General features: G+C 35.4%; 13 protein-coding genes and 1 pseudogene. 6 read left to right on the top strand and 8 right to left on the bottom strand.

Annotation, left to right across the window (positions count from 1 at the left end; translation table 11 throughout):
• Positions 1 to 715 precede the first annotated feature (715 nt).
• From GWD08_RS00005 to GWD08_RS00025, 6 genes and pseudogenes are all read left to right on the top strand, one after another.
• The gene (locus tag GWD08_RS00005) at positions 716 to 1468 is read left to right on the top strand and encodes a response regulator transcription factor (RefSeq protein WP_159563843.1); all 753 of its coding nucleotides are present in this window, start codon (positions 716 to 718) and stop codon (positions 1466 to 1468) included.
• A 30-nt stretch (positions 1469 to 1498) separates the two neighbouring features.
• Entirely contained in the window at positions 1499 to 1729 is a 231-nt protein-coding gene (locus tag GWD08_RS08685) for a GHKL domain-containing protein (RefSeq protein WP_221913287.1), read from the top strand.
• Positions 1730 to 2326: 597 nt separating this feature from the next.
• A pseudogene (locus GWD08_RS00010) lies at positions 2327 to 2538 on the top strand (ComC/BlpC family peptide pheromone/bacteriocin).
• A gap of 72 nt (positions 2539 to 2610) precedes the next feature.
• Positions 2611 to 3459: an ABC transporter ATP-binding protein gene (locus tag GWD08_RS00015; protein WP_159563844.1), complete on the top strand. Its 849-nt coding sequence runs from the start codon at positions 2611 to 2613 to the stop codon at positions 3457 to 3459.
• 5 nt (positions 3460 to 3464) lie between these two features.
• Positions 3465 to 4619 (top strand): ABC transporter permease subunit, encoded by a 1155-nt coding sequence (locus GWD08_RS00020; protein WP_159563845.1) that lies wholly within the window; start codon positions 3465 to 3467, stop codon positions 4617 to 4619.
• 229 nt (positions 4620 to 4848) lie between these two features.
• On the top strand, positions 4849 to 5901 hold the full coding sequence (locus GWD08_RS00025; RefSeq protein WP_167547755.1) for an acyltransferase: 1053 nt from the start codon (positions 4849 to 4851) through the stop codon (positions 5899 to 5901).
• A 218-nt stretch (positions 5902 to 6119) separates the two neighbouring features.
• On the opposite strand, the gene GWD08_RS00030 is transcribed toward GWD08_RS00025, so the two are convergent.
• The 8 genes from GWD08_RS00030 to GWD08_RS00060 form a co-directional block, all read right to left on the bottom strand.
• Positions 6120 to 7511: an APC family permease gene (locus GWD08_RS00030; RefSeq protein ID WP_159563847.1), complete on the bottom strand. Its 1392-nt coding sequence runs from the start codon at positions 7509 to 7511 to the stop codon at positions 6120 to 6122.
• 154 nt (positions 7512 to 7665) lie between these two features.
• The gene (ftsH, locus tag GWD08_RS00035) at positions 7666 to 9645 is read right to left on the bottom strand and encodes an ATP-dependent zinc metalloprotease FtsH (RefSeq protein ID WP_159561425.1); all 1980 of its coding nucleotides are present in this window, start codon (positions 9643 to 9645) and stop codon (positions 7666 to 7668) included.
• A gap of 22 nt (positions 9646 to 9667) precedes the next feature.
• Positions 9668 to 10210, bottom strand: coding sequence for a hypoxanthine phosphoribosyltransferase (gene hpt, locus GWD08_RS00040; protein ID WP_159545519.1), 543 nt, complete (start codon positions 10208 to 10210; stop codon positions 9668 to 9670).
• A gap of 4 nt (positions 10211 to 10214) precedes the next feature.
• Positions 10215 to 11498: a tRNA lysidine(34) synthetase TilS gene (tilS, locus tag GWD08_RS00045; protein ID WP_244295450.1), complete on the bottom strand. Its 1284-nt coding sequence runs from the start codon at positions 11496 to 11498 to the stop codon at positions 10215 to 10217.
• Complete coding sequence (locus GWD08_RS00050) at positions 11495 to 12781, bottom strand: serine hydrolase (RefSeq protein ID WP_159563849.1); 1287 nt, start codon at positions 12779 to 12781, stop codon at positions 11495 to 11497. Before GWD08_RS00050 ends, tilS begins: the two co-directional genes overlap by 4 nt.
• Positions 12782 to 12793: 12 nt before the next feature.
• Positions 12794 to 12913: an SP_0009 family protein gene (locus tag GWD08_RS08690; protein WP_159581138.1), complete on the bottom strand. Its 120-nt coding sequence runs from the start codon at positions 12911 to 12913 to the stop codon at positions 12794 to 12796.
• Positions 12914 to 12915: 2 nt separating this feature from the next.
• Positions 12916 to 13287: an FtsB family cell division protein gene (locus GWD08_RS00055; RefSeq protein ID WP_159545513.1), complete on the bottom strand. Its 372-nt coding sequence runs from the start codon at positions 13285 to 13287 to the stop codon at positions 12916 to 12918.
• The gene (locus tag GWD08_RS00060; RefSeq protein ID WP_159545511.1) at positions 13274 to 13546 is read right to left on the bottom strand and encodes an RNA-binding S4 domain-containing protein; all 273 of its coding nucleotides are present in this window, start codon (positions 13544 to 13546) and stop codon (positions 13274 to 13276) included. Before GWD08_RS00060 ends, GWD08_RS00055 begins: the two co-directional genes overlap by 14 nt.
• Positions 13547 to 13563: the final 17 nt, after the last annotated feature.

Raw genomic sequence — 13563 nt, forward strand, 5'->3', positions numbered from 1 at the left:
CATTTAGTTTGAACTTACTCGTTCTTTTCTGTCCGCTGACAGATTTATTTTTGCTTTGACGGAGTCTATACTGCTTATAAACCCCTCTTCACTTTTTGGTTCGTCTTATTCAGTTCTCAAAGGTCTTTCCCCTCTTACGAGGCAACTTCTTTATTCTATCAGCTTCTTAAGGCTTTGTCAATAACTTTTTTACTTTTTATTGACACTTGCGCTAATCAGCTGACAACTTTCTTAGTATATGTTATTTAACCCCTATCTGTCAATACTTTTTTTACTTTTCTTGCATATATTTTACATTTACATTGGAATTACTTAACAACTGCCTGTTGTGCCAGTTAATTTCAAAATAAAATATAATAAAAAACCTAAAAGGATGATACTGTTGCTGGTCACCCTCTCAGCCTATATTCAAACCTATATTGTCAATCCCGGATAGGGAGAGAAGTCCACGTTTTCAATATACTCCGTCATGGGGTTGCTTACGCTTAAATTTTTAGATTAGCTTACTTCATATAGATTAAAAAGCAACCTAAATTTGTATCTAAAACAGGGGTTAGGGAACCTTCTTGGAAAAAATATTTTACATGATCTAACTCCTTACTGAGATTGGAATGCATAGGTAATTATGATAAAACAATAACAACTATTATAAATTATTTTAATAAAAATTATAATTTGGTTTATCTATTAGGTTAATGGATACAAGGAGATGAAAGTGAATATTTTTATTTTAGAGGATAATTTTATTCAACAGGCATATTTAGAGAAAATAATTGAGGAAGTTAAATGTAAGAGAAATATACATAGCAAAACGATCAATACCTTTGAAAAACCAGCTCAATTACTAGAATCAATCTGTGAAAAAGGTATGCATAATTTATTTTTCTTAGATATTGAAATAAAAAATGAAGAGCGAAAAGGTTTAGAGGTCGCAAGGCAGATTAGACAAATTGACCCCTATGCTCAGATTGTTTTTGTCACAAATCATTCAGAATTGATGCCTTTAACGTTTCGTTATCAAGTATCAGCTTTAGATTATATTGATAAAGAGCTATCCAAGGAGAAATTTAGTCAAAGAGTTGAAAACGTTTTATTATATGCCAGTAGCGCTTGCAGTAAAACGTTACTGGAAGATTCTTTTTATTTTAAATCACGCTATAATCAAGTACAAGTGCCTTTTAACGATATCCTTTATATAGAAACGTCATTAAGATCACATAGAGTAGTCCTTTATACTGAAAAAGATCGAATGGAATTTACAGCTACTTTGGAAAATGTTTTAAAACAAGAACCCAGACTTTTCCAATGCCATCGCTCTTTTTTAGTAAATCCCTTAAATGTTTTTAAAGTGGATAAATCAACTAAACTAATCTATTTTAAAAATGGTGCAAATTGTCTGATTTCTCGTAATAAAATAAAAGACATCATGGTAGTAATAGAGAAAAGTCAAAGAGGTAGAGGAATATGAGTTCTATGATGAGCTCTATTTTATACATTTATGTCTTATTTTACGTTAAATCATAAACAAATTTTTATAATAAAAAATTCAAGTAAAGAAAAGGCAGTTGATACATCAACTTTATTCAATTATGAGATAAGTAGCAAAGGTCAGAATAGAGGAATTGGCCTTTATAATGCCATAGAAATTATTAATCGTTATCCGAATATTTCTATCGCAACAAGTAAGCAAGTTTGCAAGTTCCGCCAAACTTTTGAAATCATATTATAGTTTTAAACATTTCAATTTATCTAAATTGATTATTTTCTTGATATTATCAATCCAACCACCTCCAGAAATTTTATTTAATTGGTCGGGCGTTAGTTGGGTAAATTTAGTTTTAAATGTCAAAGTTTTATTTTGATTCATCTTGGATTTCTTTTCTAAATAGTAGTATTGTTTGGTTATCGCATGTCTCTCAAAAAGTAAGATACTGGGATCTCATTCTAGCTTTGTCTCAAATACCGAACTAATAGGTTAATTTTCCAGTTTCATTAGATTTTGCAGTCATGAGAATTGCCACTCTAGTCATTTAGACTCCAAATGATTTTTAGTCAAGTGGATTATTTCTGACATTAGGATCGGACTCTCCAATAATTAAACTTTCTTTTTAAGAGTTTGCCATAAAAAATAGATACTTATTGACATAAGCTTAAATAGCTCTAGAAACGCTGTCAACAATTCTTACGAGAGCATAAAAGATATAGTTTTCCCATTTAAGGCGATTCGATGACATTTCAGGAAATAAATCTTTTATAGGCTTATTTAATGCTATATTTGATGTATCAAGTTGCAACAGACGAACATTCTACCCAGGAGATATTCAAAATGAATATAAAATCAATTGAACCATTAGAATTTGTGGATAATGAAGCATTGACACATGTTGAAGGTGGTGTAGGTTATAGATGGATAGGCAGTAAGAATGGTAAGCACACTGATACAAGTGCATGGCATCTTAGTTATGGCACTGCTTTGACTAATGCAAAAATCATATGGCCCTTTACCCTGGAAGCGTTTGTCGTGTCTACAATGTATAATTATTTTTTTAAAAATTAAGCGATGGGGAGTCTTCTTCTGTCGCTTAAATTTGTATAAGGAGAGACAATACTATGCTATTAAAGCTAGATAATATCACTAAAAGCTACGGTAAAAAAATAGTACTTAACCAGATTTCCTATCAGTTTACCCCTGGTTTGTATGGGCTTTTAGGAGCAAATGGTACTGGAAAAACCACCTTATTGAATTTGATGAGTCATTTTACATTTGCAGATAGTGGTCATATTTATTGGAATGACCAGGAGCAGTCCGAAGAATTCTACCGCCATATTGGGTTTTTACCGCAACATTTTCGCTATTATGGTCAATTTACTGGCATTGCTTTTTTAAATTATATTGCTACCTTAAAAGGTATTGATAAAAAGAAAGCTAAACAAGAAATGCCTAGGTTACTAGAACTTGTTGGACTAGATGATGTTGGTAAAAAGAAGATTTCGTCATATTCTGGTGGTATGAAGCAGCGTCTAGGCATTGCTCAAGCCCTAATCAATGACCCTGAAATACTCATTCTGGATGAACCAACTGTCGGGCTTGATCCTAAGGAACGGGTTAAATTTCGCCATATTTTGAGTCAGTTAGCCACCAATAAAATTATCATTTTATCAACGCATATTATTTCAGATGTAGAAGCAGTCGCCAAAGAAATCATCGTATTAAAAAATGGCAAATTTATCGAACATGGCAATACCGCACAGTTATTGAAAACCATTGAGGGAAAAGTGTGGGAAATAACGAGGGAATCAGACTTATCTCAGACACCAAATATTGCCATCGTTAATGAAAAAGTCACTTCAGATAATCGGGTATTTCGCGTAGTGAGTGATATTTGTCCTAGTGATTCAGCACAGTTGGTCATGCCAACTCTAGAAGATTTCTACATTTATCATTTTAGAGGGGAGTAAGTCAGATGCTATCAATTTTTCCTTTTGAATTAAAAAAACTGCTACAACGTAAGGTAGTATTGGGGACTTTTACTATTCTCCTTCTTGCTATCTTTGGTCTATTTTATCAGCATTTTTTTGTCGGGCAAATTAGCGGCTATTCTGCAGATAAGGTACATGGTCCAGAAGCGGTTGCCATTAATCGTAGAATAGCTGAAAAATATTCAGGGGATTTATCTGAAGAACGGGTGACAAATATTATTAAAAATTATGTTAATCCGCCGGCAGGACGCCCCCCTATATTTGATGTTTTTAGTTATTATGTTATAGATACTTTTGATCGTGATTTCTTGATTTACTATAATCAATTGAAAGATGATAAAACCATTGATTTTAATAAAATAAATATTAAGAAGCAAAAACAGCTAGGTTCTGCGCTGCCACTAAAACAATTAAAGCTTGGTAATTTTGCTCCCTGGAATCAACTTTTCGAAGTGAGTAACAGTGCTTATATTGTGATTGTCTTATTTACTCTATTTTTATCAGCTCCGCTTTTTTCAGGAGATAGGGCTAAGAAGATTAATCCTATATTACTGACGACTCAGTATGGACGTGGTCAACTGACCTGGGCTAAGTTAGCGAGCACAATGACTATCGGGATTTCCACATTTATCTTAGCTTATGCCATCATCCTGATGGTATTTGCAGATTATTTTAGTTTTAGTGGCTGGGAGACAAGTGTTCAACTCAATTTATATTGGACATCCCCCTTTGCTAATATTATGGGATTTCCTGTACCGATGACAATATCAACTGCTTTTATTCATATTATTGTCTTACAATTTGTTGGGCTCCTTTTTATAGCCAGTCTTAATTTCTTCATCTCAAGTATCACAAATTCGCCATTAACGTCTTTTGCTGTTTCAACGCTTGCCTTTTTTGCGCCTGGCTTTTTAATGGTTATTTTTAATCAAGGTGTGATTAACAAGTTATTAACTATTTTCTCGGTATCAACGACAGATACTCCAGGTTTACTTTTAAAATTATCACGTAATGGCAGCAATGGCTTTTTCTTTGATCATTTTTTTGCTAATGAAATCTGTCTAATCAGTATTCGTCTGTTAATTGCAGGGCTATTAATCAGTTATACCTATCGTTTAATGCGACGAAGAAGTTTATAAAGAATCTAATAATTATCTGAACACTAAAGGCTCATTGGCACTCACTACAGTTGACAATGAGCTTTTGTTTTCTAAGCTGATTTCCTTTTGAGAAAGCAGCTTTTTTTAATCCTAATAATGCTAATAGAGCATTGAAAATAATTGTCACATACCATTTAAGGCAACTGAGATATTTTTCTAGGGAGATTGGTAAAATGGGAATGATCATTTACAGAAAGTAATGTTACAGATGACGAGAAAGCCGTGCGCAGATAATAATCAATATAACACCTCAATGATTAGCTTGCTACAATATCCTTTTTCCATACTGGTCATTTTAGTTCATAGTGGAAGATTATTTAGTCAAGATGCCATTCATTTTACCTTTAAAAGTTTTCTAGGTCGGATGGCTGTCCCTTATTTTTTGATCTGTTCTGCTTTCTTTTTGAGAGGTCGTATACATCAAGGTTTGTGTCATCAAGCCTATTGTCGTAAACGGATTAAAAAGTATAGCATATGGACCCTAATCTATTTGCCTTATGGCTATTTCTTTTTTGAATCTCTAAATATAGCAAAGGTCTATTTATTGCCTGGTTTTATTGTGGCCTTTTTGTATTTAGGGATGTCACATACTCTGTGGTACATTCCTGCGGTCATTTTAGGTTGGGTGATTATTCAAGGATTATTGAAGTATCTAGGAACTAGAGGAACAGTTATCACTGTTGTTGCACTTTATTGTATTGGAGCATTAGAAACCTACTCTGCTTTTGTCCAGCCGACAAAGTTTTATCCACTGATTTCCGCCTACATGTCAGTTTTCCAGACAACGCGAAACGGATTATTTTATACTCCAATTTATCTCCTAGCAGGCTATTTACTTTATGATTATTTTAATACTGAGCTCTTTACCACATCTCGTGGTCTTAAGTATACTGTATTTCTCTTACTCTTAGCTGTAGAGAATGTGCTTATTTATTTTAATCAAGGATTGGATAAAAATTTCTTCCTACTAGGGCCTTTATGTGCAGTGTTCTTATTTAACTGGAGTATACGTACGTCACTGTTTAAGGACCATTGCTTAAGTCATCTTAAGCAATTAAGTGTCTATTACTTTTTCCTTCATCCTCTTTTTATCGGCATAGTCTCTTACTGTTTAAAAGCAACGCCTTTAGCTGTGCCTAATCAAGGAAAAGTTATCTTTGTGGTGACATTAGCATTAACACACGCTAGCGCTCTCCTCATAATGAAGGGCTTTATTAAGCTACCCTATCAAAAAATGCTCTCCTTATCTCTTTTGAAATAGTTAGTCACATAAGAGCAGTTTTGTAAAAAAAAACGTTCCAAAGTCAAGCTGACTCTGGAACGTTTTCACTATACTCTGTTACGGGGCGTTTAGCGAGTTCTTTGACTAATGCTTAGATAATAATATAAAAACACCTCATAAATGGAGCTGTTATTCTCCATATTTATGAGATGTCAATAAGAATAAGAAATAGACAACTGAAACGATTAACTATAATCCTATTTATGTTCTTTTGAGTGCTTATAACCATAGTAAATATAGACCAGAGTGCCTAAAACAGTCGTAACAGTAAAAGTAAGCCAAGTAAAGACTGTATATTGACTCATAAAAGAAGCACAAATGACAATCGCTAAAACTGGTAAAAAAGGAACTAAAGGCGTTTTAAATTCACCAGCTTTTGGTTTTCCTTCTGTTTTCCTGAGTCTGATAATGGCAAAGGACATGATAATCAAATACGCTAGAGTACAAATATTAACAAACTCTGCTAAGCTTGCTAATGGAAATAGACCAGCACAAATCATAGCAAGTCCTCCAACTAGGATAGTCGCATTTTTAGGGATTTTGCTCTTGTTAGTGAGGGCAGAAAGTGATTTGGGTAGTAAACCATCTCTACTAATACTATAAACAGTTCTAGCTAGAGCATAGGTCATAGAAATACAGACTGTAATAAGTGTTAAAATAGCAACGACGGAAACATAGTTTGCTGCCCAATTAAGACCAATACTTCGCAGAGCAAAAGCAACTGCATCAGGTACATTTAACTTGGTATAGTGAACAATACCAGTTAGAATCATGGTAACGACGACATATAGTATAGTAACAATCGTTAATGATAAAACAATTCCTTTGGGAATTGTTTTTTGGGGTTCTCTCACTTCGTCAACTGTCATGGAGATGGATTCAAATCCTAAAAATGCAAAGAACATGACAGAAGCTCCTGCAAATATACCAGATTTTCCCCCATAAAGCTGTCCTAATCCATAAGGAGCAAACGGCGACCAATTATGACCATTAATAAAAAAAAGTCCCACTAGGATAAATAAAGCCAATGCTGAGAATTTTAAAAGCACCAAAAAACTATTAAACCTCAAAGCAGCTTTGGAATTCATCAGTACAATACCAGTAACAAAAATCATGACTAGAACAGGTAAAAGATCAATGTAAGTTCCATTTTTAGGATCAAAAGTCCCATTTAAAGCATTTGGTAAAACTATTCCATAATTAGCTAGTAAACCTTTTAAATAACTGCCCCATCCGACCGCAACGCTAGATACTGCTGTTAAGAATTCCATCATAATATACCAACCGACAATCCAGGCTGGGAATTCACCTAATGTTGCATAAACATAGCTATAAGCTCCGCCATTAGAAGGAATTCGAGACGCAAACTCTGCATAAAATAAGGCTAAAATACCAATCGCAATAGCTGAAATGATAATCGAAATCGTTAAGGCAGGTCCAGCATAATTGGCAGCACCGATACCTGTAATGGTAAAAATACCTGTCCCAACCATTGAACCTAGTCCTAAGAAGACTAAATCAGTAACCTTAAGGTGTCGATGCATTTCTGTTTTAGTGAGCTCTTTCTTTTTTTTACGAAAAATAGTCATAGTATCACTTTCTAATAATAGTAAAGAGTTATTTACTAAGTTTATCATAGTTACTAATGATTGTAAATTTCATCTCCCTAATTGATTGCAGTTAGTCACTAACTAAAAAAGTTAAGCTGAGCTACCTCAAACTTAACTTTTTATATAATCATTATTATTCAGCAGATTTTGATTCGGTCATTTTATCTTTTACTTCATCATATGATAATGCATGAACATCATCATTTTCTAAATTGTTCTCCTCTGGCATTTTACCCGTTTCATAAATAGATCTAATTTGCGCTGCATCAAGTGTTTCATATTTAAGAAGCGCTTCTGCAATTAATTTATGTGTTTCACGATTTTCGTTGATAATATCAGCTGCTTGATTACGAGCTTGGTTAAGGAGTTCTCTGACTTCATCATCAATGAGCTGGGCAGTTTGAGCTGAGTAGGATTTTTCAGCTGACATTTGTCCTGGCATCATGGCATGATTACCTTCATATTGAACAGGGCCGAGTTTATCACTCATACCATATTCTGTAACCATTGCCCGAGCCATTTGCGTTGCTTGCTCAAAGTCATTTGATGCGCCAGTGGTTTGAGCATTAAAAATAATTTCCTCAGCGACACGTCCACCCATAAGGCCAGCTAGCTGTTCTTTTAAATCACTCTTAGAAAGTAAGTTTTGATCTTCCTTAGGAAGAGCAATCATATAACCACCAGCTCGACCACGAGGAACAATGGTTACTTTATGAACAACACGCGCATTGGAAAGGACTAAACCAACAATGGTATGTCCAGCTTCGTGGTAGGCAACCATTTCACGTTCTTTTTGAGAAATAGTTCGATCTTTCTTAGAAGGACCAGCTATAACTCGATCTTCTGCTTCATCAATGTCACTAGCGTCAATTTTTGTTTTGTTACGACGGGCAGCAACAAGAGCGGCCTCATTCAGTACATTTTCAAGATCAGCCCCCACAAAACCAGGAGTTTGTTGGGCAACAACTTTCAAATCCACATCTTCTGCCATTGGTTTATTTTTAGCATGAACGCGCAAGATTGCTTCACGTCCTTTAACATCAGGTTGACCTACTAAGACTTTTCGGTCAAAACGTCCTGGACGTAGAAGCGCTGGGTCTAAAACGTCACTACGGTTTGTTGCCGCAATAACGATAATGCTTTCATTTCCTTCAAAACCATCCATTTCAATGAGAAGCTGATTGAGGGTTTGCTCCCGTTCGTCATTACCGCCGCCCATTCCGGCGCCACGGCGACGTCCCACAGCATCAATCTCATCAATAAAAATAATAGCACGTTCGGCTTTTTTAGCATCCTCAAAAAGCGAACGAACACGGCTAGCACCGACTCCGACAAACATTTCCACGAAGTCTGATCCAGAAATACTAAAGAAAGGAACGCCAGCTTCACCCGCAACAGCTTTCGCAAGTAGGGTTTTACCTGTTCCTGGAGGGCCCTCTAGTAAAACGCCAGATGGGATGCGTGCACCCAAAGTGGTATATTTTTTAGGATTTTTTAAGAAGTCAACAACTTCTACCAGTTCTTGTTTTTCTTCTTCAGCACCAGCAACATCGGTGAAACGAACTTTTACATCTGATTTTGATTGAGATTTGGCTTTGTTTTTACCAAAACTCATCGCACCTCTGGCACCACCGCCGCCTTGGTTCATCATCATAACCATAAAAATGGCAAAGATGACAATGGGAAGGAAACTAACTAAGAAGGAAATCCAGGCACCACTTGAGCTTTCTTGCTTAACAGTTATTTGTGTCCCATTTTTATTAGCAACATCTGTTATTTCTTTTAGCGTCGAATCATTTGCCAACACTAATGAGGTAAATTCATTAACTGTAGTGGTTGCTGATCCACCAAGAAATGACAAACCTTCATTTACCGAAACTTTTTGAGGGGTGGTATATTTACCGCGTACTTCAATGATGCTTCCACTTGGTTGGTAAGTAATATTTTTAACATCACCAGCCTTAATGTGTTTAACAAGTTTACTATAGTTAATTTGCTGGCTTTGTGTACTCGTCCCTTTTACGTAATATTGAAAACCAGTGATAATGACCACAATCAATAGAATATAAATGAACGAGTTTTTTACAAAGCCGTTATTTTTATTATTTTTCATAAAGTATTAATTGACCTTTTTTCTAGTTAGTATAGACTTCTTCCTTTAAGACACCAACGTATGGAAGATTACGATACTTTTCTGCATAATCTAAACCATATCCTACAATAAATTCATTTGGCACATCATAGCAAACATAGTCCGCTTCAATATCAACGACACGCCCCTCTGGTTTATCAAATAATGTGGCAATTTTTACAGAATTTGCTTTACGGTATTTAAACATGTCTCGCAGATATTTTAAAGTACGACCAGTATCAATAATATCCTCAACAAAGATAATATCTCGTCCTTCAATATTAGTATCTACGTCTTTTAAAATTTTCACTTCACCACTGCTGGAAGTCCCACCATGGTAGCTAGAAACCACCATAAAGTCAATTTCAACATGGACGTCAATGTGCTTCATTAATTCGGCCATAAAAGGAACAGAGCCTTTTAAGACTCCCACCATTAAAGGATTTTTTTCCTGATAATCTTTAGTGAGTTGTTGTCCTAATTCTCTCGTTTTAACGATGATATCTTCTTCAGAATAGAGGACTTTTTTAATATCTTGCTCAAGCATGATGTCACCTTTTCTCTATTTTTGCAATATACAACTTGCCCAACATTATATCATGATTAGCTGCTTTTCTCAAATATGTTTCACCATTCACTAATATAAATATGACTTGACCATTTTGCTCACCAATAATTGCTCTTTCACGCGCCTTCTGTGGAATTTTGTTATCAATAAATAGGCGCCGCAATTTTTTAGTAAAGGTCCCAAAATTAATACTATCCCCCGCTTGCCTTCTTCGTATAGTCACTGAAGAAAGACTATATAATGGAATCATAGTATCATATGCTAAGCAAGGTTCAAAAAGGGAATAGAAAAACTGATACCCTAAATAGTCTATAGCACTGTCACAGTTTAACACAATTGGAGTCAAGTCTTTATCAGTCTTGGGAATGATTTTAGCAATTGTAAATGTATGTTCATCAATGCTTAATGCATAACCTCCTTTAAGCGAATAAGTACCACACTTGTGATGTTGAAGCAAGGTTAAAACCGTGTCAAACTGAGACTTAGCTAAATTCAAATGGCCAATTTTTGCAATATAATCTTGCAAAAGAAAATACTGAATAGCCGCTGGTTGTTGAAGAAAACTTGCCATATTTGTAATTGGTATATCTGCTGTTAAATAGTGAAAGGCTTCATTTAAGAGACTTATCTCACTTGCGACCTCTGATAAGGCTTTAACAAGTTGGGGGTTTTCCTTTGTTAATTCAGGCAGTAACGACTGTCGGATCCGATTACGGAAATAACTGTGGTCAGAGTTACTCTCATCCTCAAAATGATAATAGCTTGGCAGCTCCTTTTTTCTAAATGTCAAAAAAGGACGGATCAGTTCGCCAGACGCAAAAGCTTGAACAGGTCTGATTCCTGCTAGATGCCGAAGCCGGCTTCCTCGAATTAGTCGCATTAAAACTGTTTCAGCTTGATCATCCATATGATGGGCTGTTACCAAAGCTGTGTACTGTTCTTTTTCCATGATGGAGGCAAAAAAATGATACCGAAAGTCTCGTGCTCTTTGCTCTGTAAACAAACCAGAAAAGTAGCCTACATAGATCGGAATCTGATTTTTTTGGGCCCAAGAACGTAGATAAGCTTCCTCATCTTCAGAAGCAGCGCGTTGCTTGTGATTGACATGCGCAATGCCAATGCTTATACCAAGTTTCGTCTGGTAGCACTGCAATAAATGAAGAAGAGCCATCGAATCTGCTCCACCTGATACAGCTATTAAAACCTTTTGGTGGTTTTTAAAAAATGCATTTTTTACAATATACTGGTAAATTTCTTGCTTCATTATTTTAAAATGGCATAAATATCGTCTGATATAGCAGTTATTTTGTCATAAGAAGAATCATTAGTAAAAATTGAAATAATATAAGGTGATTTTGCATAAACGATGGCGACATCATGCCGGTAATCATAAGCATCACCAATTTTGTGAGCTACTGGCACATCGATATTCTTTGGAATGCGTTGTTGATCAAAATCAGTCTTTGTTAGATAAGTCGTCAATCGTCCTTTTTGATAATAAATAGCTTCCATTAATAGCGCAGCTTCCTTAGCAGAAAGGTCACGCTTTTCCATGTCCCAATAACTCCCAGACAAGGACTGTATGTGATTATGGAAGTCTTTATCATATTGATTAGCCACATAATAACCTAACAAATTAGTTGCGACATTATCTGAATGTTTAGCAACGGCTTGTAAGAGAAAATCAATGGAATAGCTAGCATTATCAGCTTTTTTTGGCATATCACCACTGCCTAAAGGACTATAATCACCATAAAAATGATTAACAGCTCCAATATATTTCAATGTATCCTTACTCTTAATGCTGCCATTATTAAGCTTATGTTGCACATAATAGAGTGTTGCTAATTTTGCAATGCTGGCAGAATACATTGTTTTGTCAGCATTTACCCCTACACTAGCTTGCGTATCTAGCTGCTTCACAAAAATAGAATAATTGGCTTTGTTATATTTTTGATTGAGCAGGTCTTGCACCTTGATCATGCGATTATCAGCAAGAGAAAGGTCACTCTCAGCAATCCAGCCTTTGCCTTCAATGTCGTAGAAGATGCCTTTGGGTGTGGTAGCTACTTGGTCAGCATGTACTTTTTGAAAAGCTTGTAAAGAGGTCCTAACAGAGCTGGTTCCATAAACATAGGGTTGACTATAGACCGTAAAATGCGGCTGTAGCCAAAAATCTTGGGAAATTGATCTTTGTGACACAATAGTATCTTCAGTGACATCCTGTTTGGCAGCTACAATATAAGAGCCATTAGATAGCTCAAAAACGGGAAGTTGCTGACTATTAATCTCCATATTGACAATTTGAAGAGGTTGATTTGACCCTATTATCTCAGATGATAATGTTAAATCAGCATCATGGTAAGTAGTAATATCTTGCTTAGCAGTTGGATTAATAGGAATAGTAGAAAAGTATAGGGTCTGGTTGGCAGCTGTTTGCTGTAATTGGAATAAATTGGCTTGACTGTATTTCGTACCCTTATCAGTACTAATGATTGGAACGGGAGCTAGAAAAAAAGGAATTAACATAACAGCTAATAATTTTTTCATGGTAACTCCCTTCTAGTCATTTTCTTCTTTTGGGTCCTTCTCACGTAAGGATTGATTTTGCTGATGCAAGTCTTTGAGCTTCTCTTCTGAGTGGGCCAAAAAGAGCTCTACTTTTTTTAGAATATCTTCCATATTTATTTTGGTAATAAACCTGGGGTTGGATAAATCGTCTCTCCCTCACGAGAAAGATAGTATTTTGCCCGGGCATATTTTTTGACATAGTCATCGTCTTTCAAACGATTAGCCAATTCCTTTTCTTGTTGTGTATGTCTCTCTAAATCCTTATATTCTTGATGCAGGTGCTTTACTTGCTGAGCCTGTTTTTCAAGTCCTACATAACTTTTAACCAGGTTATAGGTCGGCAGGATAAATAGAAACACCATAACAATTAAAATCCAGCCTAACAGACGGTTGTGTCTATGATGTTCCTCTTCTTCAAATCGTTTTTTAGTATTTTCTTCATTGATATAAGAATTATTTAGTTGAACGATACTAGACTTCTTCATCAGAGTGAATCCTTGTTTCTTTGATTATTTCATACATTTGTCTGGCGTCTTCTTTTTTGGTACTGTCTTTCATTTCCAAAACACGAACACTTAAAAGCTTAGTTCCAAACTGAATTTCAATGGCATCATTGACTTTTAAATCAGTCGAGGATTTCGCTAAAACGCCATTAACCTTAATACGTCCTTTATCTGCTACTTCTTTAGCTACCGGACGACGCTTTATAATTCGAGAAACTTTCAAAAACTTATCTAATCTCATACCTTACCTCACAATCC

It is taken from the genome of Streptococcus halichoeri (assembly GCF_009870755.1).
In the GTDB taxonomy this organism is placed as follows: Bacteria; Bacillota; Bacilli; order Lactobacillales; family Streptococcaceae; genus Streptococcus; species Streptococcus halichoeri.

Coding starts and splice junctions, on each gene's coding strand:
- GWD08_RS08685 (WP_221913287.1), top strand. CDS start 1,499: ATGTCTTATTTTACGTTAAATCATAAACAAATTTTTATAATAAAAAAT.
- GWD08_RS00015 (WP_159563844.1), top strand. CDS start 2,611: ATGCTATTAAAGCTAGATAATATCACTAAAAGCTACGGTAAAAAAATA.
- GWD08_RS00020 (WP_159563845.1), top strand. CDS start 3,465: ATGCTATCAATTTTTCCTTTTGAATTAAAAAAACTGCTACAACGTAAG.
- GWD08_RS00025 (WP_167547755.1), top strand. CDS start 4,849: ATGACGAGAAAGCCGTGCGCAGATAATAATCAATATAACACCTCAATG.
- GWD08_RS00030 (WP_159563847.1), bottom strand. CDS start 7,511: ATGACTATTTTTCGTAAAAAAAAGAAAGAGCTCACTAAAACAGAAATG.
- ftsH (WP_159561425.1), bottom strand. CDS start 9,645: ATGAAAAATAATAAAAATAACGGCTTTGTAAAAAACTCGTTCATTTAT.
- hpt (WP_159545519.1), bottom strand. CDS start 10,210: ATGCTTGAGCAAGATATTAAAAAAGTCCTCTATTCTGAAGAAGATATC.
- GWD08_RS00050 (WP_159563849.1), bottom strand. CDS start 12,781: ATGAAAAAATTATTAGCTGTTATGTTAATTCCTTTTTTTCTAGCTCCC.
- GWD08_RS08690 (WP_159581138.1), bottom strand. CDS start 12,913: ATGGAAGATATTCTAAAAAAAGTAGAGCTCTTTTTGGCCCACTCAGAA.
- GWD08_RS00055 (WP_159545513.1), bottom strand. CDS start 13,287: ATGAAGAAGTCTAGTATCGTTCAACTAAATAATTCTTATATCAATGAA.
- GWD08_RS00060 (WP_159545511.1), bottom strand. CDS start 13,546: ATGAGATTAGATAAGTTTTTGAAAGTTTCTCGAATTATAAAGCGTCGT.